This is a genomic window from Microbacterium sp. 77mftsu3.1, assembly GCF_900100525.1.
Lineage (GTDB): Bacteria > Actinomycetota > Actinomycetes > Actinomycetales > Microbacteriaceae > Microbacterium > Microbacterium aquilitoris.
In genome coordinates this window covers 188,539-212,979 of sequence record NZ_FNCR01000006.1, presented here as the reverse complement: position 1 = coordinate 212,979, position 24,441 = coordinate 188,539, and the positions used below count along the sequence as shown (strand labels likewise).

Genomic DNA, 24,441 nt, shown 5'->3' with positions numbered 1-24,441 from the left:
AGCGAGCGGCCCGGCCGTGAGCTCGCCGCAGGGTACCCGGCATGAGCAAGTTCCGAGACGACTCCAACCGCCAGCGCGACGACCTCGTGGCATGGTTCCGCACCGTACCCGGCCTCATCACCGGGGGGCTCGTCCTCGCCGGCGCCGCCGGGTGGTTCGTCGTGTCCTTCATCGTCGACCTCGTCAGCCAGGCCGGCGCGTGACCAGCATCGGCCGCGCGGGCGGCTCGCTCGAGAACGCGACCTTCGCCCCCGCCGCGACCGCCAAGGCAGGCCAGGTCGGTGAGGTCCGTACCGCGAAGGCCCTCGACGAGCTCGCCGTCAAGCGCGGGTTCACCGTCCTCCACGACCTCCGCATCCCCGGCTCCAAGGCGAACATCGACCACGTCGTCGTCGCCGGCAGCAAGGTGTGGGTCATCGACTCGAAGCTCTGGAAACCCGGCTTCTACTTCACCCTCGCCGGGCGCACCTTCCGAGGACTCGAACGGATCCCCCACGCCGACAAGCGCGGGCTCCCCCTCGGCCACAACCGACTCCGGCAGTACCTCGGGAACCTCGCGACCATGCAGCGCCCGCTCATGGTCATCCACCCCTCCCGCGGATCGGTCTCCATCTGGGCGTTCCGCCCCGCCGGCGACCCCGACGCGAAGCCCCGCGCGGTCCACCCCGCCCAGCTGCGGTTCCCCGCGAAGGCCGCGGACCCGCGCATAGTCACTGCACTCGCCCGACTCGCCTACTAGGAGCAGCCTGATGGCCCAGCGCGCAAGCTCGGCGAACCAGGCCCCCGCCAACCTCGCTCCGCTCATCGCGGCAGCCGCGGTCGTCGGCGGTCTCGTCGCCACCTACTTCCAGCTTCCCGGAGCGGTCATCATCGCCGTCGGTGTCGCTCTCGCATCGTTCCTGTTCAACGCGCCCCCGCAGGTGAACGCGAAGGAGCCGCACCCTGAACCCATCCAGATGCAGCAACGCCGGTGGATGGAGCTGCGCTGGCGGACCGTCTTCCCCTCCGGTGACTGGCTCGTCAACTCCCCCTCCCAGTTGAGCGGCTTCCGCGAGGGCGGCAAGAAGTTCTTCGGACGCCTCAGTCGGCGTCTCCCCGCCGCGGTTCAGCCGGTGTTCCCGCTGCTCGGCGAGCTCATCGGAGCGATCGCTTGGCTCGTCGTGCCGTCACGGTTTGCGACCTTCGTCGCCGTGGGCGCGGGCCTGGTCGTTCTCTCCCTCTCAGCCACCCTCGCCGCCATCAAGCAGTGGGTGCCCGACATCGACCCCACCCTGGACCTCGCGTGGCTGAACGCCCTGTACGCGTACGCGGTCATCATGGCCGTGGACGCCGTCATCCGCCGGCACGCTGCCATCGCTGACCCGAGCCCCGGCGTCACGGTTGCCTCCCTGTCGAAGAAGGCAGCCGCCGGTGACGGCGGTGCGTGGCGAGCGTTCATCGGCTTCACGCTTCTCGGTGTCGCCATCGCGGTCGCCGTCCCGCTGACCCTCTTGTCTCTCGAGGCGACGGACGTGTTCGTCTACCCGTGGCTGGTCGGCATCGGCGCAGCTCTCGCGGCCGCCGGCGGATGCCTGCACGGCGCCGCTCGCGCCGCCGGGCTCGAAGCCTGGCGCGACCAGGTCGCCGCCCGCGCGCAGTGGGTCCCCCGGTGGGAGGGCCTCAAGTACCCCGAGGTGCGGATGACCTCCCACGAGCGTGTCGGCAGCTTCGTCGTCGACACCTTCGAAGCGCCCCCGAGCCTGGGGTCGGCCAAAGCCATCAACCTCTACAACTCCGTCGTCCCCTACCTCGCCGCCGGCGGCGAGGTGAACACGGCGATGCTCACCGTCCCCGCCACCGACTCGCAGGGGCAGCCGGTCGCCGGGTCCGCGCACGCCACCCGGTTCCGGGTCATCGTCGCCCCCGGCGACGCGGAGGTGCAGACCCTCGACCCCTCCGTTGACGTGAAAGAGGTCAAGCTCGCCGCCGAGCTCGGAGCCTTCCACGCCGCACGAGAGCTCAACGCTCCCGTCCCGATCCTCCTCGACATGCAGGCAGCGCACACCCCCGACTCCACCGTCGCCGTGTGGGAGACGGCGTGGACGACGCCACTGGCATCCGCCATGACGGTCGCTTTTGCGCTCGGTGTGGACCCTGAGAACGGCATCTTCTCCGAGGGCCGCTCCACCTTCTTCGGCGACTTCGAGCAGGCCACTCTCCTTGACCGGTCACTGCCGGGCCGGATGGAGAAGGCCGCGTACGAAGCACGCTGGGCACAGCGCTGGACCGACGCGCTCAAGATGGGCGAGAAGCAGCCCCACCTGCAGTACGCAGCCATCAAGCACGAGCGCCTGAACGCCACGATCGAGCTCACCTTCGAGCCGTTCCTCGTCGGCCAGGGCCTCAGCCCCGCGCAGTTCTTCTCCAAGAACATGTGCGAGCGGATTCGCACGACCCTCAAGGCCGCACCCTTCCTCACGGTCGTCGGCATCACCGGTGCCCTTGCCGGCGGCATCGGCCCCGGCGTCCGACACGCCCAAGGGTTCGCCGTCGTCCACGCCGCCGCCCCCGTCCCCGCCAACCCCGCCGACATCGCCTCACCTGGCCCCCGAGCGAGGGAGGCCGCGAAGTGGGTCATGGGCGGACTCATCAACCGCGCGTTCGAGGACGCGAAGCTCCCCTACCCCGAGGTCATCACCGCGGAGGCTCTCACTCGGCCGACGTCCAAGGGGCACGTGTGGAAGGTGCACCTGCGTCTCTACGACGGTGTCACCGCAGCCACGCTCAAGCAGAACGCACCCAAGCTCATCCAGTCCCTCGGGGGCGTCCGCTGGCTCCGTTTCGAGGAGTCCGAGCACGGCTGCTACATCGTCATGGGCGCCCAGCCTCATGCCGATGGCGTGAAGTTCGCCAACCCGCAGGCCCTCGCGTACTGCGACAAGCTCGACTGGGCGCAGGCGTTCCAGAACGTCGGCATCCGCGCGGTCACTGACGGCGCGAGCCCGATGATGCTCGAGAACGGTCCGCACGAGACGAACCCGAAAATCACGCGCCTCGTGTTCGCGATGCCGGCCGGTCTGAACCTCGGGAAGATCCAGGAGGCCACCGACAAGCTCCGCTCGGAGACAGCGAACGACTACGTCGACATCCGCCCCGCGGCCACCCCCGCACAGTTCGTCATCCTCGCAGCCGAGGAGAACCCCATCCCCTTCCCCGCCGTCCTCGACTGGGAAGCCTCCGCCGACACCAGCGGCAAGGGTGAACACTCCATCCCGTTCGCGTACACGACCGACGGGTCCACCGTGTCCCTGAACTGGAAGAACGACTTCCACATGATGGTCCTCGGCGGCTCCGGATCCGGTAAGTCGTCGTTCATGCAGGTCCTCACCGTCGGCGCCATCCTCCGAGGCTCGGACATCTTCGTCATGGACCCCACCAAGGGCGCCGTCGACTTCGAGTTCGCCGCCCCCTGGATTCGCGGGTTCGCGCGTGAGGGCCAGCACCTCGGCGCGGGAGAGCTCACCCAGCTCATCGGCATGGAGATGAACGAGCGCAAGCGACTCAACGGCCAGTACGGGGTCGGCAACTACCGCGACCTCCCCGAGGACGTGCGCCCCCGCCACATGTTCGTCATCATCGACGAGTTCCAATCGCTCATCAAGGAAGTCTCCAAGGGCACCCTCAAGGCCCCGGACACCACTGACGAGGTGGAGCTCGCCCTCTTCGAGCAACGGAAGAACATCAACGACGGCGTCCGCAAGCTCGCCATGTGGGTCGGCAAGTTCGGCCGCGAAGCGCGCTCCGTCGGCATCACCGTCATCCTTGCCGGCCAGGGCATCAAGGCACCCGAGCTCGAAGCCGTGGGGCTGCAGGGCATGAAGACGAACTTCTCTCGCGTGGCGCTCGGCAAGATGACGTTCGGCGACATGGCCTCCGCATTCAAGGACGTCACCATCCTCCCGAACCTCGGCTCCACCATCCCCCAGGGTCGCGGCATCTTCGAGGGCACCTCCGGTGACCCGCTCGTCATTCAGTCCTGGTTCGAGCCCGGCGGTCAGGACGAGATGGCACGCAGGCTGATGGAGCTCGTCCCGCCGATCGACTCCGACACCCAGGTGGACATCGCCGCCCTCGAGGACCGGGTCCGCTCGGCCGCCCCTAAGGCGTTCGGTGCAGTCATGGAGGAGTTCGAGGTCGAAGAAGACGACGAGGAGACCATCGAGCTGAGCGCCGACGACCTCGGCCTGAGCTTCGACGACTTCGCCTTCGACGACGGCGACAGCGACGCCCTGACCCTGGACAAGGCGACGGACTCCGCGCCCGAAGCGCCTGCCACCCTCCCAGAGGTCGCCGGGGAGGACGCCGACGACATCGACGCCTTCACCCTGCTCGAGCCGCCCACCGACCTCCCCTTCGCCTCGGAGCCCGAGGACGTGGCGGAGGGTCCCGAGGACGCTCCGGTGGACCGTCCACTGTTCCACCCCGGCCAGTTCGCCGAGATGCCCACCGGGCTCACCGGAACGGTCATCATCGGCTCCGACATCATCTTCGGAGAGACCGCCCCCACCGGCGACGGGTTCGAGACCGGCTGGCCAGACGGCGACGCACTGCACCTGCTCCTGCGCGCAAACCCCGGCATCGACGAGGTCGTGTGGGTAGATGAAGCCCTCGCCGAGCTCGACGACATCGGGATCCCGCGCGAGGACATCGCCCGCGACATCGCGGACCAGCACGGCGTCACCCTGCATACCGAGATGCCGTCACTGGCGGACGCCGTCTCCGAGTCGGAGCCGGAGCCTCTCCCGGCGAAGGTCGAACCTCCTGCGCCGGTCCCGGTGGAGGCCGAAGCGCCGGCACAGGTCTCGGAGCCGGCACCGGTCGCCGCGGCCGCGGCTGAACCGGACGCCCCACGGCCGGCCGAGACGCTCTTCGACATCGAGGATTTCGCTGAGACCGCCCCGGCGGACCTGTTCGCTCCCGCCACGGGCAGGCCCGCGGACCTCACCGGCGCCGACGAGCTGTTCGCCCCGCCGCCTTCCAAGGCCCCGGTCGTCCAGGACGACATCTCCTTCTGACCACCGCGAGGGCGGTGCGGCGCTCGCCACGGCCGCACCGCCCTCGCGCATAGGGCGTCCATGCGCCAGAACCCCGCCCCCGGAGCCCGCTCATGATGGGCGCCCACCACGCTGGCACCGGTGCCGCCGCGTGGGTCGCTGTCACCGCCACCTCCCCCGTGCTCCACAAGCTCGAGGTCCTCGGCCAGCCCTTCGCCCTCCACCTCATCCCCTCGTTCTCTGTCATGCCGATGGATCCTGCCGCCGTCGCCATCGGAGGCCTCGTCGCCGCGGGCGCAGCGCTCCTGCCGGACGCTGACCACCACAATGCGACGATCGCCTACTCCATCCCCGGCGTCGGCAAGGCCGTCACCGCCGCAGTCGGAAAGGCCGCCGGCGGACACCGCCACGGCACCCACTCGGGTCTGTCCGCGATCGTCGTGTTCCTCCTCGCCTACATCCTGACCACCATCCCCGGCATCGTCAGCTCCACCCCGCTCAGCCCGTACGTCATCATCAGTGGCGTCGTCGCGGCCGCGATGCTGTGCTTCGCGCTCAAGGTCCTCAAGGTCGTGCGCTCCTGGGGCATGGCGTGGCTCGTGGGGCTCGCCTCCTCCGCCGCCATCACGTTCCTGCTCCCCGAGCAGTGGTCGTGGCTGCCGTGGGCTATCGCCATCGGGTGGGTCACCCACATGGCCGGCGACTTCCTCACCGTCGGCGGGCTGCCGCTGACCTGGCCGAAGAACTTCAAGCCGCCGCAGTGGGTGCAGAACACCCCCGTGCTCAAGCGCATCTGGATGAAGAACGGCTACTGGTCCTTGCCCATCCTCGGCCTCACCGGCAGCGCACGGGAATCCATGCTCGCCGTCCCACTGACCCTCTACGGCCTCTGGGGCATCGGGGCGTCCGCGTTCCTGCTGCTCCCCTTCATCTGACCGACCCCCGCCGCAGGGTATGGGACGCAACCGACCAAAGGAAACCACTCTCATGAGCACCCCCTCCTACTTCGAGGGCTCGAACAGCGAGCCCGTCCCCTCCATCGACAACGCCTTCGACCGGAGCCCGTGGCACGACCCTGACGTCGACGACGTCATCGACGCGGAAGACCAGCCGGCCGCCACCGAACGCGAAGACACCAGCAAGAAGACCCGCGCCCGCAAGCCCGCTCGGACGACCGCGAAGATCACCGCAGCGCAGGTCCGCCGCGTCCTGAAGCAGGCCGAGGACATCGAGGAGCTCTCCGGCCCCGCACGCGACCTCCTGGCCGCAGCCATCGGCAGCGGCACCACCGCCACCGAGGACCTCGTCGTCGCCACCCTCAGCGGCGCGAAGGGCGCAGCCGAAGCCATCGACGGGCTGCGCGAGCTCATCGGAGAGGACGACGTCTACAACGCCGTCGTCATCGGCACCGCAATCGCCAGCGACCGCGACACCGCTCGACGCACCTGGGGTCTGCTCACCGCACTCGACAAGGTGCAGGGCGCCATCCCGGCCAAGGAAGTTCAGGCCGGCGCGAAGATCGCCTCCGCCGCCAAGAGCTTCACCTCCGACGACATCGCAGGCCTGGACAAGGTCATCGCACTTCTCGGCTGAGGCCGACCATCCACCACACGCCTCTCGCCGCGCACCCGCGGCGAGGGGCATAGGAGACGACGCACATGGCGCTCACCCGCAAGACCAAGCCCGCCAAGGGCAAGAAGCAGGCCGCTCCGGAGCCGGATGCCACCACCGACGAGCCCCAGGACGACCTGCTGCGCGTGAACGAGGCCACCCCGGCCCACACCATTCACGAGTCGCGCAGCCGCCGCCGCCGCGTGCTCGTCTGGGTGTTCATCATCATCGGGTTCGGTTCGATGTTCTCTGCCCTCAGCGCCGCCACCGCGCCGCCCGAGCCTCCGGTCAAGCCCGTCGGGTCCACTGACGTCAACAGCTCCGTCGGCAAGTCGGTCGCCCACACCAAGATGACCGCGTGGCTCTCGGCCAAGCCCGGCCCGCTCCCCGGCGGCTACATCGTCTCCTGGGACGGGTTCACCCGCATCGCCGGCGGCGGGAAGGCGGAGAGCTCCTCCGACAGCCCCGCCAACGACGCCGAACTGCACCGCTTCACCCTGGCCAGCGACGTCAACGGGGTGCCCCTCTTCTACGACGCCACCGTCCTGGTGAGCGTCTCCGACTCCCTCGGCGCGATCGCGTCCGCCGAGCCGAGCCTGCTCCCCCGTGTCCCCTCCTCCTCGCAGGGCTGGTCGGGAGAGCTGTGGCCGAAGTACTCGACCACGCCGGCATCCGACGCGGTGTCCTCCACCGCCCTTCAGTGGGCGAAGGCGTTCACCGACTCCGGTGATGCACTCCGCCTGTACGTCGGTGATGAGAACCCCACCCACGCCTACATGCCGCTGCAAGGCGCTCGCATCCGTCAGGCCACCGTCCCCGCTGCCGGGTTCATCAAGGTCGACGGCGAGGAGGAGCCCAAGACCGTGATCGCCCGCGTCGAGCTCGTCATCGCGTGGAGCGACAACACGCAGAACGAGGGCTCCCGCACGCAGTACGACGTCCTCATCGAGCAGGCCCACACCGCCAGCCCGAAGATCGTCGCGTGGGGCCCAGCAGGCACCGGCCCGACGCTGAAGAAGTACGGCAACGCCGTCCCCGGCACCCAGATCTCCCCCGCCAACCCTGACTCGGTCCCCACCGAGCCTGAGCCCGAGGACGGTGAGAACTGATGGCCGCCGCCAACAGCGAGATCTCCCGCACACCCGTATTCGAGTCGCGCGCGAAGAAGCCCAAGCCGGACGGCCGAGTCACCGGCACCGACAACTCGGTGTGGCTGTACCGCACCGTCCCGCTCGGATCCATCCGTGACGCGAAGACCACCAGTGAGGCACTGAACATCAGCACCCCGCTCGCGCAGGCCTTCGGTGAGCTGGCGACGCTGGGCACCACTCGCGGCATCAACCGTCAGATGGCCCGGAAGAAGTACCGCGAGTTCCACCTCATCGAGACGAACTTCCCCCGCTGGTACGAGGCCCCCGAGTCGAGCCCCATCAAGGACGAGCTCAACGAGTGGTTCAAGGACCTCGAGGTCAACGACCGCCGGGTCCTCCTCGGCGTCCGCCTCGTCCCCACCACCGGTGACGGCTCCTTCCGAGGGTTCATGGACTCCGTCGAGCAGACCCTCTTCCACGGCGGGGTGCTCGAGACCGACTACGACAAGGATTACCAGCAGGTGTCCGCCGCGTTCGACCGCGCTGGCCTCGGCCACCCGGATGCTGCCGACTGGGCAGCGGTGGACGGCTGGTGGAACCTCGGCGACCCGCGCCCTGTCGCGGAGCTCCGCCACGCGGAGCACATCCACTTCTTCTCCCGCCGATCCTCCTGGGAGGCCGCCGAAGAGGAGGGCCTGCAGGAGTGCGACCCGTGGCTGGACCTCCCCGACCACCGCGCCGTCACCTTCGCCTCACTCGCTGAGTTCGACCTCGGCTACACCGCCGTCAGTGACCCGAGCACTTGGTGGGCCAGCGACCTCATCGGCCGCGGCGCACGCGTCATCTCCGTCCGCGGATTCGTCGAGCCGCCCACCATCACCCGGCAGGAGCTCAAGAGCACCAAGCGGAAGATGCGCACCGACCTGGAAGAGGGATACCAGAAGGGCAAGGACCAGGCTCGGCGCGAGGAGCGTGAAGCCGAAGTCGCCTCCATCGAGGGGCAGTACGACATCGGCAAGGACGCGATGCCTCCCACCCTCATCGACCTGAGCGTCATCGTCGGCATGGCTGGCATGTACTCCGATGAGGAGTCCATCCGTGTCCCCGGCGGCCAGCTGCACATCATGAGCAACCGGCAGCTGCAGGCGTGGCACGAGACGATGATCTGCTCCAACGTCCGCGGCAACCCGAACCTCCACGACGTCCCCGCCACCTCCGTCGCGTACGCAGGGTTCAGCAACCTCACCCGCGTCGGCGACAAGGACGGTGCGTTCATCGGCCTGACCGCCGACAAGCAGCCCGTCTACCTGTCCCCGAAGGCGGCATCCGCCGGCGACTCCGCCCCGCTGTGCCTGGTGGGAGCGGCGACCGGTTCCGGAAAGACGGTCCTGCTGCAGTGGATTGCGCGTCAGCACGGCCTCATGACCACCCCGACGGTCATCATCGACCCGAAGGAAGGTAGCGACCTGCGAGCCGCATTCATGGACATCCCCGGGTTCCAGGTCCGCAGCTTCGACGACTTCATCACCTCCGACGGCGGGCTGGACCCGCTCACCCTCTACCCGACCCCGGAGGAGGGCATCCCGCTGGCTGCGGACATGCTCTTCAACGTCAACCCGTGGGGCAACGACGATCGCCGGAAGTACGAGGCCGAGGTCGCTAACGCCATCCGCTACGGCGTCAGCCGCGGCGCGAAGGTCACCGGCCAGGCCCTCGCCCTGGCGTTCAAGGACGGGCAGGTCACCCGCGAGGCTATCGAGCCGGTCTTCCGAGTCGCGAACACCTTCCCGAAGTTCCGCGCGACGTTCGGGATGACACCGCCGGCAGAGGGCGCGTCGCTGGCGAAGTCCAACTCCATCACGCTGTTCATGCGTGGCAGCGCCCCGCTCACCCTCCCGCCGATGGGTCGCACCATCGCGCCGGAGGAGATGAGCTCGGAGATGCGGCAGTCCATCAACCTGCTCCGCATGCTGATGCGCGGATCCCTCATCGCCCTGCGCGGCCGCGGCGGCGTCCTCCACATGGACGAGGCGTGGGTGCTCGAGCGCGCGACCCCGGACGAGCTGAACGAGACGGGCCGCCTTGCTCGCTCGATGAACGTGCTGCCGATCTTCTACACGCAGACCCCCACAGGGCCACTGAACCTCGGGCTCAAGGGCTACTTCTCCCGCGGTCTCATCGGCCACATCTCCGACTCCACCGAAGCTGAGGCAGCGCTCGAACTGTTCGGCGCGTCCCGGCCGGAGACCCACTCGCGGGTCATCGCTCCCGACACCCTCGCCGGCGACCAGGGCGCGAACTGGAACTCGCTGAAGGCGCTGTGGTCCGAGCGGGACCGCATCACCGGCAAGCGTTCCCTGCTGCGCGGGTCGGAGTTCTACTACGGCGACCTGAAGCAGCGCTTCGCCGCCACCACGGTCATCATGCCGGCCTCGTTCCTCGCTCAGGCGTCGACGAACCCGGACGATGTCGCAGCCCGTCTACGCGAGGAAGCCGTGAGCGCGCAGGAGCACCTCGCGGTGTAGCGCCTCCGCCCCTATGGATCAGGCCGGTAGGTCGGACAGAAGTCCGGTTCTACCGGCCTTTTTCATGCCCTCATCAGGGCGGTGTCACGGTGCAAAAGAGGGACTGCGCGCATGCGACCGGCATGAACACCACCACCGCCATCGCCCCCTCCTCTTCGGTTTCTGCAGACGCCGCGTACATGCCCGGCATGAACACCTCTGCCATCGCGGCGATCGCTCGCGACGCCCTCCGCTCGTCCACCTCCACCCCGAACTACGACCGCCAGCACGAGCGCGTCAACGCCGTCGCCGTCGAGATCGCACGCACCGCTCTGGAGCTCTCCGGTGGCCGGTCGACCTACTCCTACGAGGGCAACGGCATCCGCCTGAGCTACACCGGCGACACCACGAACACGGAGGGTGAGTTCGCCTACGGCCCCACCATCCGCGAGTACCTCGTCGACGGCGAGTACAAGACCACGGCCCCGCTCCCCTCCCAGTCGGGCACCGGCCTGCTGAACCTCGCCCTCGACCACGTCAAGGACTGCAAGGACCCCATCGTCGAGGCCAAGCGCTACATCACGTGGCTGCTGCTGGACCCCTCGCTCGAGCTCGTGGACTACACGATGCGCGTCTCGACGGCCTGGCACGGTCTGATGCAGGAGCCGCACAAGATGCGGATGGCGCTGTCGGTCCGTCTCGCCGAGGTCATCGAGCAGAAGATCCTCGAGAACCCCGGCGGTGGCCTGGACCTCAAGGACCTGCTCGAGGGCACCAACGTCGTCGGCTACATGGTGAAGACCCTCGACGGCTCCATCTTCAACCTCATGAAGCGCATCAAGATCAACGAGGACAAGCACCGGACCACCTTCGACACCCCCAACGACGAGGGCGACGAGGGCTACCGCCGCCCCGAGGTCAAGCTCACCCCCGACCAGCTCCCCCAGTCGGCTGAGAACGCCGCCATCGAGAACGAGGCCGACACCCGCGCGTTCGCCATCATGGAGCTCATCGGCGCCGAAGAGGACGCCGTCGCCGCGGCGAAGGCCGAGAACAAGGCCGCCGAGGAGCGCGGCGAGCAGAAGACCGCCGGTGTGCGCTCGCGCCGCTCGGCGGAGAAGTCCGCCATCGTCGCTCGCACCTTCCTCGCCCAGACGCAGCTGCCGGCCCCGGTCATCCCCGACGTGGACACCCGCAAGCAGCTCATCAAGCAGCTGGACGAGGATGACACCCTCGCCGTCGCTTCCTTCATGGAGTGGGGCAACATCCTCGGCGCCGAGCTCGGCGAGCCGAACGACGCCATCTCGGACGCGTGGTTGAACATCTGGGCGACCTACACCCTCGACAACATCGAGACGATGATCGAAGCCCTCAACGGACGCTGGGACCGCCTCACGAAGGTCGTCGAAGGCGCTCTCGCTCTGCCCGAGCCGATGAGCGCCGCGACCAAGAAGCGCATCCGCGACATCATGGTCCGCACCTGTGACGGTGACGACCTCGCCGCCCTCCTCACCGCCGCCATCAAGGCGTACGACGAGCACCTGCAGACGGGTGAGACCGAGGCGTGGACCCTCGCCGCCGAGACGTTCCTGGATGCCCCCGGCGCCCCGGCCCTGGCCGAGCCCGCTCAGCTGGCTCTCGCCTTCGACGCTGCTGCCGCAGCACTCGTCTACTGACCCGCACGGCGAGCCACCCGCGTGGTGGTGGACGGCTCGCCCCGGACGTGAAGCGCCCCTCTCTTCTCGAGAGGGGCGCTTCTGCGCGCGCCGGGTACATGGTGGGCATGACCGACATGAACCCCGCGGCTGAGGCTGCACGCGAGACCCACCGCGAGAAGACCACCGGCCGCTTCGGCAACCAGGAGCACTCCGCCCCCGAACTGACGATCGCCGCGCCCTCCCAGCCGCAGAAGCAGTGGACGCCGGGTGAGGACGTTCGCATCGCCCGTGAGACGAACCCGTGGCTGCAGGTGGACGGCGAACCCGTCGACCTGACCGGAATCATGCTCGAGGGCGACCACGACTGCGAGTGCTACCAGCTCGCCGGCGTCCTCCCAGGCATGGACTCCCCCGACGGGATCCAGCGCTGCGACGCATGCGGGCGATTCGAGGGCGACCTCGACGCCGCGCAGCACCTCGCCACGGAGCTGACGAACCTCACCGGCAAGGAGCACACGGTCTGGTTCGAGCCGGCCGGCATCAAGGAGAGCGACCCGCGCTACGAGCCGGGCGTCTCCGACGTCGACGACGACATGACCGACGAGGAGTGGGTCGAGGCGTTCGGGGAGGCCCCGCCCGGCCCCTTCGTGTTCAACGGGAACTACGGCGACCACGAGCAGGTCCGCCCGTACATGGCCGACTACCTCGCCGCGTTCGACCAGCTGAAGCGACCCGGCTTCGACACGGTCTACAACGACAGGTTCAAGGGGCAGATCCCGTCCCTCGCCGGCACCGAGGACAAGGCTGAGGACGCGGCCATCTACATGCTGCAGAACCTCCGCGCTCTCGACGAGCTCGAGGTGACCAAGGCGGAGTTCATCGCGTCCGGAGGTCGGAAGCTCGACATCACCGAGCTCGCCGAGGGCGAGACGATTCGCGGCACCCTGGTTCACGCCGGCTTCTACATGGGCGGCACCGGCTGGGCTGTGCGCGAGGACGTCCGCGTCCGCCGGTGGGTGTCCCCCGCCGGGCAGGACTACGTCGAGTACATCGAGAAGGGCAAGCGCAACGGTCGGCGGACCCTCGCCAAGGAGGGCCAGTTCTACTTCCGGGAGGGCAAGTGAGCACCCCGCACGAGAACGTCGTCTGGCAGTCCGCGGACGGCACGTGGAGCCGCGGCTTCTACCGCGCCGACCGGTGGTACGACGGTGATGACGATGAGGGCCGCGTTGAGTTCGACATGAGCGAGTTCGAGTGGGTGAGCACCGGCCACGCCACCTACGACGAGGCCCACGACGCCTGGGACGGTGCGAACCCGGCCGGCTACTCGGTCGTCTCGCAGCCCGTCGCCGGCGAGGCCAGCCCGTTCGAGAGCGAGAACCCCGAGCACCTCGACGACCTCGCTGCGAAACTCTGGGTTCAGCACGAGAAGTCACCGCGCTTCGCGCGCGAGCGATACTCCTGGGAGCGCAGCGACTACTGCAACGGCGCCCCCAAGCGCCGCGTCCCCCGCTACCTTGCGGAAGACATCCGCCGTGGGCTTGTCTCGAACGCGCGGAACAAGCTCGCCGGCTACGCCAACGTTCCCACCGACGTGACCAGCGAGGTCGCCGAGCTCCGTGGTCGCATCGGTGAGCTGACCGCGGCGGAGCGCACCCACATCAGCCGCGAGCTCGAGAGCGGCGCCGAGCAGATCCTCGGCCTCATCACCGAGCACCGTCACCACTGGGGCAAGGCCGCCGTCGCCGCCGACGAGTACGCACACGCGCAGGCGGAGACCCTGACGAACCTCGTCAGCGAGGTCGCCGGCACCGAGCCCGGCGTGCTCTACAAGCCGGCGGCGATGCGTCGCAAGACCAGCGCGAAGAGCACGGCCGGGTCGTTCGCACCGCGGTCGCACAGTCGCCCCGAGATCGGGTTCTGAGGTCGCCGCGTACATCCGAGGCATGACCTTCGACAACGACTTCCTCCGCGAGAACGCGCGCCGCGCCGACGGCCGGTTCGGCGTCCAGCGGCACTCAGACCCAGAGCTGGGTCTCGGTGGCGACGAGGCGATCCCCGAGCGCGGAACGATGAGCTATGAGCTCTACGCCCACGGGCAGCGGCTCGATGCGTCTGCGGCTCTGGCCGAGGAGCGACTTGCGCACCTCCGGTCGCTGCCGGTCGAGGACAGTGCCGACGTGGCCTCCCGGTGGGCAGCGCGCGATGCCGAGCGAGCAGCCGCTGAGGTCGCCGAGGCAAAGGAGCAGCTCGACAAGGAGACCGCGGACTTCGACCGTGTTGCTCTCCCCGACGTCGCCGCCGCCGCGCGCAAGGTGCCGGGGCTCGCGTCCAAAGCCCGACGGGCGATCTTCGGTCGCTGAGCCGGCCGGGTACATGGTCTTCATGACTGCTTCGTTCAACGAGACCCTGCACCCCCGCGAGAGCACCACCGGCCAGTTCGCCACCAAGACGAACACCGCCCCGTCCATCACGCTCGGCTACTCCGAGACCTGCACCGAGGGGTGCGGGCAGCCGGCAGAATACCGGCTCGAGAACGTCACCCGCGGCTACCGCGCGCCGGGCTCTGAGCCCGCCCTGTGCGGCGTGCACGCGCTCGAGTACGCCGCCGAGGGCACGACCATCGAGCGGATGCCGGAGCCACAGGGCGAGGGCGAGAGCATCGTCTGGCTCATCGAGGGCGACGACCACGAGACCGAGCTCGTCGAGGCCGTGACCGAAGATGAGGCGCTCGACATCGCCGCGGAGCGCTTCGAGGACCGCTACGGCGCGGAGCGCGACGAGGACGATGAGGACGAGGACTACGACGTCCGCGACTACCTGAACATCGTCGGGACCTTCCGAGGCGACATCGACGACACCGACGAGCTCACCTTCGTCCCCTCCGAGCACAGCAGCGAGAACGAGGCGTACAACAAGCTCGACCAGCACATGTGACCTCGCCCGCGTACATCACAGACATGACCGACATCAACGCCGCCGACGCGGCTGCCCGCGAGAACCACCGCGACCGCACGAACGGCCAGTTCGGCAAGCAGGACCAGAGCGCCCCCGAGGTCGCTCTCGCCGATCGCGAGATCCAGTGGGGCGACGGGAAACCCCTCGTGATGGCCTCCACCGCGGACACCCTCACACCAGTCATCGCCCACAATCAGCCTCACAGCACACCTGGGGAAGACGCGGACGAGTGGCGCTACGCCACCGACGACGAGTACGCCCGGTACGAGGATTACTGGCACGCAGTGAACGATCAGGAGGATGGGATTGTCACCCCCGAGCAGCTCGACCTCCTCGCTGCCGTAGCGGCGGAGCGGTCCGCCCAGGCGGCCGCCGGCACCGGCGAACTTCTGTCGTTCGAGCCGGGCCAGCCGATCAAGGCCTCCATCACCCACCGGGAGTACCGCGACAACAATGACGATGAGGGCATCATCGTCGGCACCCAGGAGGTCGACATCGCCGGCGTCCTGGACGCCCTGCCGCTGGAGACCCTGGAGTTCATCGGCATCGACCCGTGGGCCGATAAGGACCACATCGTCCAGACGCTGCAGCCTCAGGGCGCACTCATCCACGGCGAGATGCCGTTCGACGCGCTCGACATCGACCAGGGCGACCTGGAGGCGTACATCGACTACCGCAAGCTCAACGGCCTCACAGAACCTGTCGCTGCGCAGCCAGCGCCGTCGGTCAAGAATCTCCTCGCCGTCGCCGCTGCTCGCAAGTCCGAGGCTGACTCGCTCCGCGAGCAGGCAGCCGCCCTGGATGCCGAGCGGGAGGAAGCAGAGGAAGGTGTCATCCGCGCGATCGTTGGCGACGCTGTCCCTGGCGCGGTCCGTGTGACCGTCCAGCACGACCACCACAAGTACCCGCTGGAGTTCTGGGACGCCGACGGACAGTACATCATCGTCGGCGAGCAGCTCGAGAAGCAGCTCGTGAAGAACATCACCGACACCCTCGGCCCGGAATCCGGCGTGCTCGGCGGCCGCGGCACGGCACATATTGTGGAGCTGAGCGCATGAGCGAGATCACACGCGTGGCGAAGGCCGCGCAGGACGCAGCCCGCCGGCACAACGGCCAGTTCGGGAACCAGGAGCACAGCATGCCGGAGCAGGAACTCGCAGCACCCCGCGAGATCCCCAACCCCCGGAAGGGGCTCCCGCTCGTGCGCACCGACACTGCGGACGGGGACCTGCCCATCATCGAGTTCAACCCCCGCGATCGGAAGTGGGCGGACGGCGAGCTCGCCGACTGGCAGTACGCCAGCGAGGGCGACGTCTCCCGCTACGACGCCTACTGGGCGGCGACGGAGGCGGCGGGCACGGGCGAAGAGACGAAGGCTCAGGCTGAGCTACTGCGCCGGGCCGACGCAGAGGAAGACGCGCGTCGTGCTGCCCTCATCGCGTCGCGCTACGACTTCGTGACCGGCGGGGGCACGCTGCCCACCTCTGACGAGGACCGCGACTGGACTGCACACTTCCCGGGCGTCGACCCTGAGCTCGTCAAGTTCGCCACGGCGGACAAGGAGTTGCCGAAGGCGTACGTGAGCGACCCGCGCGTGTACACCGGCTACGACATCAACATGGTCGAGGAGAAGGACCCGGACCCAGAGGTCGCCAAGGAAGCGAACGCCATCTGGGACGAGGCAATCGCCACCGGTGACCTGTGGGCCGGCAAGCCCGTCGTCACCAAGGCATGGAACCCTCGGTACCTCGAACTGCTCGCACAGGCGTGCCCGATCACCAGCAACCTCATCAACGAGCACTACGGGAACCTCGAAGGGTTCGCCGTCGCGATCGCCGCCGGGAAGGTCGACGGCAACGTCATCCGCTCCCTCGGCAAGAAGGTCAGCCCGTGGGAAGCGAACAACGAGGTGGACATCGTCGCCGTCCTCAAGGCGAACGGACACCTGCGCGCCGTCAACAGCGCGCCCGCCGGGACGTTCCGGCACGACAGCGACGAGGTCCGCGCTGCGGCCATCAGCTACCGCAACCTCCTGCACCGCGTCGCCATGCACAAGCTCCAAGGCGACGACGACTGGGAGCACGAGAGCTACCTGAACGACCTGGAACGAGTAGTAGCGATGCAGCTGCACGAACTGAACACACCGCGGCCCAGCCTCTGGCGCCGGCTGTTCTCCCGCCGACGCTCCTGAGAGCCCTCACGAAGCCCCCGCTAAGGCGGGGGCTTCGTCGTTCCCGCCGCAGGGTAACCGGCAACGGAAGGACTCACTCTCACCATGACCATGCAGACCCTCTCGCTGACCCCGCCAGCGGGGTTCGACCCGAACAACTCGCAGCATGTCGCGCGCATCTTCGAGAAGGTCGTCGAGGCTGAGAAGCGCAAGGCCGGCGGCTCCACCGTCTCCGAGGACATGGGCGACAACCGCTCCGACTGGAAGGTCCTCAGCTTCGACCCGAACACGAACAAGCTGACGATCTACCGGCAGTCCGCCATCACCCAGATCGACCAGGACCAGCGCGGCGTCCGCAGCGTTTCCATCCCCACCGGCGCGAAGGCGACCGAGGCTGAGGGCATCGCCGCCCGGCTGCAGGAGATGTACCCCGGCTACTACCTGAGCGAGTTCAACCCGCACCTCGGCAAGGCCCAGATCGCGAAGATGACCCTCGACGAGGTCCGCGTCCGTGAAGCGATCGCCACCGCCATCGGCGTGAAGGCTTGGGACCTGAAGGTCAAGGGCTCCCGCGCGAACGGGTACCAGGTGAAGCTCCCCGCCACCTACATGCAGTCCAAGCACGACGACAAGGTCCAGGAGGTCGCCGAGACCATCGCTGGCGAGTTCGGCTGGTACTGGGAGTCGGACCCCGTCGCGCTGAAGGGCAACATCGTCCCCTCCGTGCCACCGACCTTCCCCGGGTCCATCCCCTACCCGATGAACCTGCTTCCGAAAGCCAGCCCCGGGGTGGTCAACCCCATTCCGTTCGGCATGGCGCTCGCGACCCGCGGCGACGAGCAGAACGAGGTCATCTGGCTGCGGCTGGAGGACGCGCCACACAGCCAAGTCGGAGGCACGTCGGGGTCGGGAAAAAGTGTGACGCTGAACAGCATCGTCGCCGGCGCCATCGCCGCTGGCGCCGAACTCGCCGTCGTGGACGTTCCCGCGAAGGCGGTCGACTACGAACTGTGGCGACCGTTCGTCCGTCCCGGTGGGTGGGGATGCGAGTCGTACGAAGAGAACGCCGTCATGCTGCAGGAGCTCTACAACGAGGGCAACCGCCGCGCGGAGACACTCAAGCGCTACGGCGCCAAGAAGCTCACCGAGCTGCCCCCCGACGTCCTCGCCACGATGCCACCGGTCCTCATCGTCTGCGACGAGGTGACCGGCCTGTTCGCCCCGGCGAACGAGAAGCCCCCGCGCGGCCTGCCGTCTGACCACCCCCTCGTCATCGAGGCGGAGTCGAAGGCGACAGCCTCTGCACTCATCCAGTCCTACATCCAGAAAATTGCGGCTGAACAGCGGTTTGTCGGCTTCAAGCTCATTCTGGCCACCCAGGTCGCGTCGACTGCTACGGGCATCACCACTGCCCTCCGCACGAACCTCGGGAACAAGATGCTGCTGGGCGCCCGAGCGACCGACGGCAACCGGAAGCTCATCCTCGCCGACGTCACCGCCGCCCCGGAGATCCCGAAGCACATCCAGCAGGCGGAGGGCCTCATCCCCAAGGGTGTCGGCGTCTCCGAGCTCGAGGCGCAGCGACCAGCCGTCTTCAAGTCGTTCTACGCGTCCGAGAAGGACTTCATCAAGGAGCTCAACAAGCGCGGCATCCGCGGGCACAACCCCGACCAGCTGGACTCGATCACCCGGCCCAGCCCCGCGAAGGTGAAGGACGCGTTCCCCGAGGCCGCCGCTGCCGCTCAGTCCGCCGCACTCGAGGAGAAGAGGTTCGGCGCCGGCCCTCAGCAGCTCCAGGACTGGCAGATCGACCCGACCACCGGCGAGAAGCTCGACCCCCGCCAGGCCGCCAACCGCGCGAAGCACCTGCTGACCGTCCAGGCGAAGCAGGCCAAGGGTGGTGGGGAGTAGCAGTGAGAGTCTTGAAGATCGTGGGCATCGCGGCTGTCGCCATTCTCGCGGCCCTCATCGCGCTGACGATTGTCGGGGCGTCAATGGCACCAAAGCCCGCACCCGCCCCAACTGCGTCGCAAGTCCCGCTCTCTGCCGAGGAGATGGCCGACTTGGCGTTCCAGCTTGCCGTCGGCAGGAAGTATCCGGACGTTGACATTACCGCGGCGAAGACCTTTGCCGTGAAGCATTGCGAGAACGTCCGCGAGCACGGTTACGACCCTGCGGTACTGATCCTCATGATGGCGGCGGATAAGGCCGGCATCAGCCGAGAGCAGGCTGCTCACGTAGCCGGGGCTGGAATGGGAGCTTTCTGCCCCGAGGCGCTACCCGGGCGCTGACCTCGCGCATAGGCGGTCTCGTGTCCAGCGCCCGTGTCCCCATGACGATGAGTGGCTTCTGCCATGCTCCCGGCGTGGGTTCACACGAGTGGTGCCGGACACACGACCTGCGCTGCACCTGCATCTGTCACACGGATCCGAGTGCGGTCGCGGAGGAAGAGGAGCGCCTGGTGGCACTTGCCGCAGGGTACTCATCAGAGTCCGACAGCATCCCCGCCGGGGAGTCGGGCAAGGGCAAGGCACTTGAGAGTGGGCCTTCATTGAGCGCTTAGCGGAGCGCAAGAACCCGAAACCGCAGGGCGGGTCTCTTATCTGGGAGACCCGCCCTTTCTCATGCCCCGGGGGCCATGTCAGTTCTTTCCTCGTCCGCGCATAGGGCCCCCATGACGAAAGAACTCTCCCTGCCCCTCGTGACCCGCGTGGAGGTCATCGACCCCATCGACGGCCGCGCGTTCACCGGTCGCTACGGCACTGCTGGCGCGAGCGTCCACGTGCAGGACGAAGGCCGCACCATCAAGGTCTTTGCCGCTGAGTCGCAGGAGCTCGACCAGGACGCGCGCGTCGTAATCCGTGACGTCGTCGCGGACGCCCTGCGGGACGCACCTGCCCTCCTCGAGAACCCTGAGTACGGCGGTGATGTCGTGGACGTCGTCTCCGACCGCCTCTACGCCGCTGGCATCCGCCCCGGCGTCGTCCGAGGGGCTCAGTTCCCGAAGGGCACCGTCCCAGTGCGGTTCCGCACATTCCTGTTCACCGGAGTGCTCGCGTTTCTCGTCGCGGGGGTCATCACCTTCGACACCGCCGTCCGGGCCGTCATCGCGGTCATCGAGCTGGCCACGGCGCTCCTGTCCTCGGGAACCGCGGGAACGGGCCTCATCTGGCACACCGTCTTCTACGCCCTGTTCACGGTCGCGTGGGTGTCCATCCTGCACGACCTGATCCGTGGATTCCGCTTCTACCTCCGCAACCGAGTGAAGGGCTGAACATGACCCGCTTCTATCGTTCCACCGAGGGCCTGACCATCGTCATCGCCGTCTTCGTCGCCGCGATGTTCGGTCTCGTGCAGCTCGTCCACGCCGTCGGCGCACCGACCCTCGCGAACTCGCCCGTCGCCATCCTCGGGATCCTCCTCTCCACCGCAGGGGTCTTCCTCTGGGCTGACGCAGCGCAGCGCATCGTCGACGCCCTGTTGGACCACTTCGGCGGCTTCATCAACGAGGTGATGAGCCAGTGAGCCGGTGGCTTAGCGAGGGTCTCATCTTCCGCGCTGACTGGGACCGCTACCGGTCGGACTACGGGATCCTCGACCCCGAGGTGAAGGACGCCCTCGCACTCGTCGAAACCCAGCGAGCACGCACCGTGTCTGCGGACCGCCTCGACATGGCGAGCCTCAAGTGCTTCGTGACCGGGTTCCTGCTCGGTGTCGCGACTCTCTGTGTCTGGCATGCGAGCTTCGTCATCGGCATCATCGTCGGCTCCCTCGCGGCACTCGCTTTCGCAGCGAGCGCGGTGACCACGAACATCTCCGTGCACCGTATCAAGGCCGTGCACGAGACGTACCGTGCCTGGTTTGACGGTGGCGACGCGATCCGGCTTCGCGAGCTCGAGGGCTTCTCCCTGGACACGAGTCTCGACGACGCGACCATCTTCCGCGCGGCCAGCCTCATCCGCGATGCGAAGATCGCCGACCGCCGAATCGCCTGGGCGCGTGAAGCCCTCCCTGAGGGGCGCCTCGCCACCGGCGCTCACCTCACCTTCGCCGATGTGGACGCCGCGGCTATCGCGATGTACCAGGACGCAGCCGACCTCCTTGACCCCAACGGCGAGATCACCAACGCGTGGCTTCGCGAGCGCGTGAGCGCCTAACAGAACGGACCCCTCATGCCCGCACCCATCCTCATCGTCACCGGCACGAACCCTGACGATCGCGTCCTCGCCGGCCGTGTCATCGCCGCCGAGAACAACTGGCCGTTCATCGACATCGAAGCCCTCACCGGCACGCTCGCCGAGTGCCTCCTCGGCGAGGCGACCGGCGACAGTGGCAACCGCACCAGCCTGACGTACAAGAACGTCGTGCTCCCCGCACAGGTCGCCGCCGCCGGCGACGCCGCGTGGGCACAGGCAGAGGCCGGTGTCCCCGGCGCCGTCATCGTCAGCCCTCAGCGTCCTGACACCGACTGGGTGAACGACCTCAACGAGGGGTTCCAGGGCCTCGGCGCCGAGGCGAGCTTCGTGCACGTCCTGTCCGACGGGGAGCAGCGTCCCGCGCTCGACCCGGAGCACTTCGTCGTGCGCACCCCGACGACCGCGGAGGACCTGTTCGCCGCGGCCACCCTCATCGCCGTCGAGGTCGCGCAGGACTGACGGTCGCGTCGGGCAGCTGCCACCGCGCATGGAAGATCCATGAGCGTTACCGCAGCAACCCCCGCCCCGGCCGAAACGGTCACCCCCTTCCGCCTCACCGCGATGGACCGATGTGATGCCTGCCAGGCGCAGGCGTACGTCGAAGTGACCGGCCCGACCCTATCGTCGGAGCTGCTGTACTGCGCTCACCACTTCGTGAAGTACGAACAGAAGCTCCGCGCCATCGCCACGTCCATCCACGACGAACGCGCTCGCCTCCTGGAAGATCAGACCCGTGTCGGCATCAGCGCCTGACGTCGAGCGCCCGCGCCCCCTCACTGAGACCGGCGCGGACGGCAAGACCCTCAAGTTCATCGGCGACGTCCTCACGGCGAGCGCACGGCAGACTACCGCCGTCTACGACCGCGTCCTCGACAACTACGAGGAGGACCGCGCCACCTGGGCGGCGCGGTATCTGCGTGCCATCCAGGCCCTCGAGTCCATCGCCCGGACCACCTCGCCCCATGAGCGGGACACGGACCTGTTCGACCGAATCAACGACCTCCTCGCCGACCAGGGCTACTACCCGAGCAGCGCCAGCGATGTCCTCGAACGCTACGAGGAGCGCAAGCTCATGCGTGAGGCTGAGGACGCCAAGGCCAAGGCTGAGACTGAGGCTGGTCAGTGAGCGAGCCGTACAGCGAGGAAGTCGCTGCCCGCCGAGCGGACGACGCTGACCGCACACTCGACGCTGTCCGCGCGCGAGTTGCCGCCGCGATCGAAGCCTCACCGACCCGCACCGCGACCGTCGTCCCGCTCGGCCTTCTCCGCGACATCCTCGATGCGACGTCGGAGCGTGCGGTCAACGCGATTCGGGACGGAGCGTTCCACGAAGGCATCGAGTCGTTCACGTCCGGGCTCATGTCCTACGAATGGCACCCCCAGACCGTCGGCACCTCCCACCCGTACGCCCGACGCGACTGGGACGGCGGCTACGGAATCCGCATGTGACCTCACCGGAGCTCCCGGTGGCAGAGTGACACTCATGAAGCGACGACCGAACCTCACAGGGCGCGCGCCAGCGACCCTCGTGGGTGTCGCCCTGCTCGCGGCTCTTGTCGGGTGCACCCCGTCCGAGCCCGCGCCCGAGCGCACGCCGGCGCCACCGCCCGTGTCCACCGGCGAGCGCGGGCCGCAGCCGATCGTCGGCTGGTCGAACGGCGGCGACGTTCAGGTCGTCCACCTCCCCACGTGCAACGGAAACCCGATCGCAGAGGTCGAGGAGACCGCTGAGACGGTCACGATCACGGTCACCTCGACGCTGACATCGCCCGGCGACATGTGCCAGGACTACATTCGCGTTCAGCTGGAGTCGGACCTCGGCGACCGCGTAGTCATCGACGGCTCAACAGGAGAACCCCCACCGGGCATCGAGGGCTGAGCGCATAGGAGAGCCACCCAACGAGGAGGCTCCCTTGACCGAAATCACCACTGAGGTTCGGCTCTTTCCCGACGGCATGGAACTCGACGACGTCAACGCACCTCACTTCACTGTGAAGGTCGCCTGGCGAGGCGCTCGAAGCGAGACCGGCCGTGGCGGATATGCGGTCATTCAAGGCGGCGATCGCCACCTCTCCCGTGCGGGGAACTGGCGGTACAACCCGGAGCCGCGGCTGCAGCGTCACTACCGCTGGGAAACACTCGAGGAAGCCCTGGAGGTCGCCCGCTCCGTCGTGAACAGCATCAAGGTCATGGGGCGCACCTGGACCCAGTGGCAGAAGGAGAGCGCGGAAGGTGAGACGCGGAGGGCCGCAGAGGCCGCCTCGTGAGCCTCTGCACCTGCGACGGTCCCGCGCACCCGTACTCGGAAAGCTGGTGCCCGCCTCGGCTCGATGAGAATGGCCAGCCGGAACGCTCAACCATCATCTGCACGTGCGACGGCCCACCCCACCCATGGTCCGCGGACTGGTGTCACCCACGGAACGCTGCGGCCACCCCGCGCCGCATCCCAACCACGAACGGGCTCTGCTCCTGCGATGGGCCACCCCACACCTGGTCTCGCCGCTGGTGCCCACCGCGCATGTAGATGCCAGTTCGCCCGCTGACCCTTGGAGCACCCCGTGACCACGACCCCTCTCGACCTTGGTGTCGAAGCCGCCCGCATCGGCGCTGTCCACCGTCTCGCGTTCGCTCGCGAGCAGCACCCCGACCTCGTCCGGGCCGAGGCTCAGGCGCGCGTGGACCTCGCCGCGGCCATCATGAAGCTGGACGAGGCCGCGGACTCCGACGACGTCATCTGGGGCCGCCGGCACACCATGCAGGAACAGGCAGCCGTCGAGAGGGCGAAGAACGCGTACGCGCAGGCTCTCGCCGACCTCCTCCGCGGTGAGGCGTACGTGGAGCCCGTCCTCCGTATGCACAGCCGCGACCCCGAGCACCTCCAAGAGGATCTCGCCGCCGCCCTCACCTCCGCGTTCGTCTACGTCTTCGGCCGCAGTGGTCCTCCGGAGGGCGCGCGGAACACTGCCACGGGCATCATCGACTCCCTCAACTCGCACGACCAGTCGCAGGACGTGTTCCACCAGGTCCGCACGAAGCTCGGCACGGCCATGTTCGGCGCCGTCGCCCTCCACTGCATCCGCACCCAGAGCTCTCTCGCCGGCCAGGCGGAGACCCTGACCACGGTCCGGTCGCTGAAGGAGATCGGCCTCACGGTCGATGACCTTGGCTGGCCGAACAACGAACTTCACCCCGCGTACCAGCGCTGACCCGAAGGACCACC

The 24,441-nt window shown here is 68.2% G+C and carries 26 protein-coding genes; all 26 read left to right on the top strand.

What is annotated here, in order from left to right:
* The first annotated feature begins 41 nt into the window (after nt 1-41).
* On the top strand, nt 42-203 hold the full coding sequence (locus BLR68_RS18235) for a hypothetical protein (RefSeq protein WP_018186062.1): 162 nt from the start codon (nt 42-44) through the stop codon (nt 201-203).
* Nucleotides 200-739, top strand: coding sequence for a nuclease-related domain-containing protein (locus BLR68_RS15955; RefSeq protein WP_018186061.1), 540 nt, complete (start codon nt 200-202; stop codon nt 737-739). Before BLR68_RS18235 ends, BLR68_RS15955 begins: the two co-directional genes overlap by 4 nt.
* Before the next feature lie 10 nt (nt 740-749).
* Nucleotides 750-5,054, top strand: coding sequence for a hypothetical protein (locus BLR68_RS15950; RefSeq protein WP_018186060.1), 4,305 nt, complete (start codon nt 750-752; stop codon nt 5,052-5,054).
* A 92-nt stretch (nt 5,055-5,146) separates the two neighbouring features.
* Entirely contained in the window at nt 5,147-5,968 is an 822-nt protein-coding gene (locus BLR68_RS15945) for a metal-dependent hydrolase (RefSeq protein ID WP_018186059.1), read from the top strand.
* Between the two features lie 52 nt (nt 5,969-6,020).
* Nucleotides 6,021-6,626: a hypothetical protein gene (locus BLR68_RS15940; protein ID WP_018186058.1), complete on the top strand. Its 606-nt coding sequence runs from the start codon at nt 6,021-6,023 to the stop codon at nt 6,624-6,626.
* A 65-nt stretch (nt 6,627-6,691) separates the two neighbouring features.
* Nucleotides 6,692-7,753 (top strand): hypothetical protein, encoded by a 1,062-nt coding sequence (locus BLR68_RS15935; protein ID WP_018186057.1) that lies wholly within the window; start codon nt 6,692-6,694, stop codon nt 7,751-7,753.
* On the top strand, nt 7,753-10,260 hold the full coding sequence (locus BLR68_RS15930; protein ID WP_018186056.1) for an ATP-binding protein: 2,508 nt from the start codon (nt 7,753-7,755) through the stop codon (nt 10,258-10,260). Before BLR68_RS15935 ends, BLR68_RS15930 begins: the two co-directional genes overlap by 1 nt.
* A 188-nt stretch (nt 10,261-10,448) precedes the next feature.
* On the top strand, nt 10,449-11,915 hold the full coding sequence (locus BLR68_RS15925; RefSeq protein WP_176770697.1) for a hypothetical protein: 1,467 nt from the start codon (nt 10,449-10,451) through the stop codon (nt 11,913-11,915).
* Between the two features lie 107 nt (nt 11,916-12,022).
* Nucleotides 12,023-13,021: a hypothetical protein gene (locus tag BLR68_RS15920; RefSeq protein WP_143015808.1), complete on the top strand. Its 999-nt coding sequence runs from the start codon at nt 12,023-12,025 to the stop codon at nt 13,019-13,021.
* Entirely contained in the window at nt 13,018-13,821 is an 804-nt protein-coding gene (locus tag BLR68_RS15915; RefSeq protein ID WP_018186053.1) for a hypothetical protein, read from the top strand. The genes BLR68_RS15920 and BLR68_RS15915 overlap by 4 nt, the downstream gene beginning before the upstream one ends.
* 22 nt (nt 13,822-13,843) lie before the next feature.
* Nucleotides 13,844-14,260 (top strand): hypothetical protein, encoded by a 417-nt coding sequence (locus tag BLR68_RS15910; protein WP_018186052.1) that lies wholly within the window; start codon nt 13,844-13,846, stop codon nt 14,258-14,260.
* Nucleotides 14,261-14,282: 22 nt separating this feature from the next.
* Nucleotides 14,283-14,834: a hypothetical protein gene (locus tag BLR68_RS15905; RefSeq protein ID WP_143015807.1), complete on the top strand. Its 552-nt coding sequence runs from the start codon at nt 14,283-14,285 to the stop codon at nt 14,832-14,834.
* Between the two features lie 23 nt (nt 14,835-14,857).
* Nucleotides 14,858-15,913, top strand: coding sequence for a hypothetical protein (locus BLR68_RS15900; protein WP_143015806.1), 1,056 nt, complete (start codon nt 14,858-14,860; stop codon nt 15,911-15,913).
* Complete coding sequence (locus BLR68_RS15895) at nt 15,910-17,046, top strand: hypothetical protein (RefSeq protein WP_018186049.1); 1,137 nt, start codon at nt 15,910-15,912, stop codon at nt 17,044-17,046. Before BLR68_RS15900 ends, BLR68_RS15895 begins: the two co-directional genes overlap by 4 nt.
* 84 nt (nt 17,047-17,130) lie before the next feature.
* The gene (locus tag BLR68_RS15890) at nt 17,131-18,936 is read left to right on the top strand and encodes an FtsK/SpoIIIE domain-containing protein (RefSeq protein ID WP_018186048.1); all 1,806 of its coding nucleotides are present in this window, start codon (nt 17,131-17,133) and stop codon (nt 18,934-18,936) included.
* A gap of 2 nt (nt 18,937-18,938) precedes the next feature.
* Nucleotides 18,939-19,316, top strand: a complete 378-nt coding sequence (locus BLR68_RS15885) for a DUF732 domain-containing protein (RefSeq protein WP_026302787.1) — start codon at nt 18,939-18,941, stop codon at nt 19,314-19,316.
* Between the two features lie 383 nt (nt 19,317-19,699).
* Nucleotides 19,700-20,299, top strand: coding sequence for a hypothetical protein (locus BLR68_RS15880; RefSeq protein ID WP_018186046.1), 600 nt, complete (start codon nt 19,700-19,702; stop codon nt 20,297-20,299).
* 2 nt (nt 20,300-20,301) lie between these two features.
* Nucleotides 20,302-20,550, top strand: a complete 249-nt coding sequence (locus tag BLR68_RS15875) for a hypothetical protein (protein WP_018186045.1) — start codon at nt 20,302-20,304, stop codon at nt 20,548-20,550.
* Entirely contained in the window at nt 20,547-21,182 is a 636-nt protein-coding gene (locus BLR68_RS15870; protein WP_018186044.1) for a hypothetical protein, read from the top strand. Before BLR68_RS15875 ends, BLR68_RS15870 begins: the two co-directional genes overlap by 4 nt.
* Nucleotides 21,183-21,197: 15 nt before the next feature.
* Nucleotides 21,198-21,680, top strand: coding sequence for a hypothetical protein (locus BLR68_RS15865; protein WP_018186043.1), 483 nt, complete (start codon nt 21,198-21,200; stop codon nt 21,678-21,680).
* Between the two features lie 39 nt (nt 21,681-21,719).
* Nucleotides 21,720-21,974 carry a DUF7455 domain-containing protein gene (locus tag BLR68_RS15860; RefSeq protein ID WP_018186042.1) on the top strand — a complete coding sequence of 85 codons (255 nt, stop codon included), beginning with the start codon at nt 21,720-21,722 and terminating at the stop codon, nt 21,972-21,974.
* Complete coding sequence (locus BLR68_RS15855) at nt 21,955-22,347, top strand: hypothetical protein (protein ID WP_018186041.1); 393 nt, start codon at nt 21,955-21,957, stop codon at nt 22,345-22,347. Before BLR68_RS15860 ends, BLR68_RS15855 begins: the two co-directional genes overlap by 20 nt.
* The gene (locus BLR68_RS15850; protein ID WP_018186040.1) at nt 22,344-22,670 is read left to right on the top strand and encodes a hypothetical protein; all 327 of its coding nucleotides are present in this window, start codon (nt 22,344-22,346) and stop codon (nt 22,668-22,670) included. The genes BLR68_RS15855 and BLR68_RS15850 overlap by 4 nt, the downstream gene beginning before the upstream one ends.
* A gap of 34 nt (nt 22,671-22,704) precedes the next feature.
* A complete protein-coding gene (locus BLR68_RS15845) occupies nt 22,705-23,100 on the top strand; it encodes a hypothetical protein (RefSeq protein ID WP_040570484.1) in 396 nt (131 codons plus the stop codon).
* 34 nt (nt 23,101-23,134) lie between these two features.
* Nucleotides 23,135-23,488, top strand: coding sequence for a hypothetical protein (locus BLR68_RS15840; protein ID WP_143015805.1), 354 nt, complete (start codon nt 23,135-23,137; stop codon nt 23,486-23,488).
* A 291-nt stretch (nt 23,489-23,779) separates the two neighbouring features.
* Complete coding sequence (locus BLR68_RS15835) at nt 23,780-24,427, top strand: hypothetical protein (protein ID WP_018186037.1); 648 nt, start codon at nt 23,780-23,782, stop codon at nt 24,425-24,427.
* Nucleotides 24,428-24,441 lie beyond the last annotated feature (14 nt).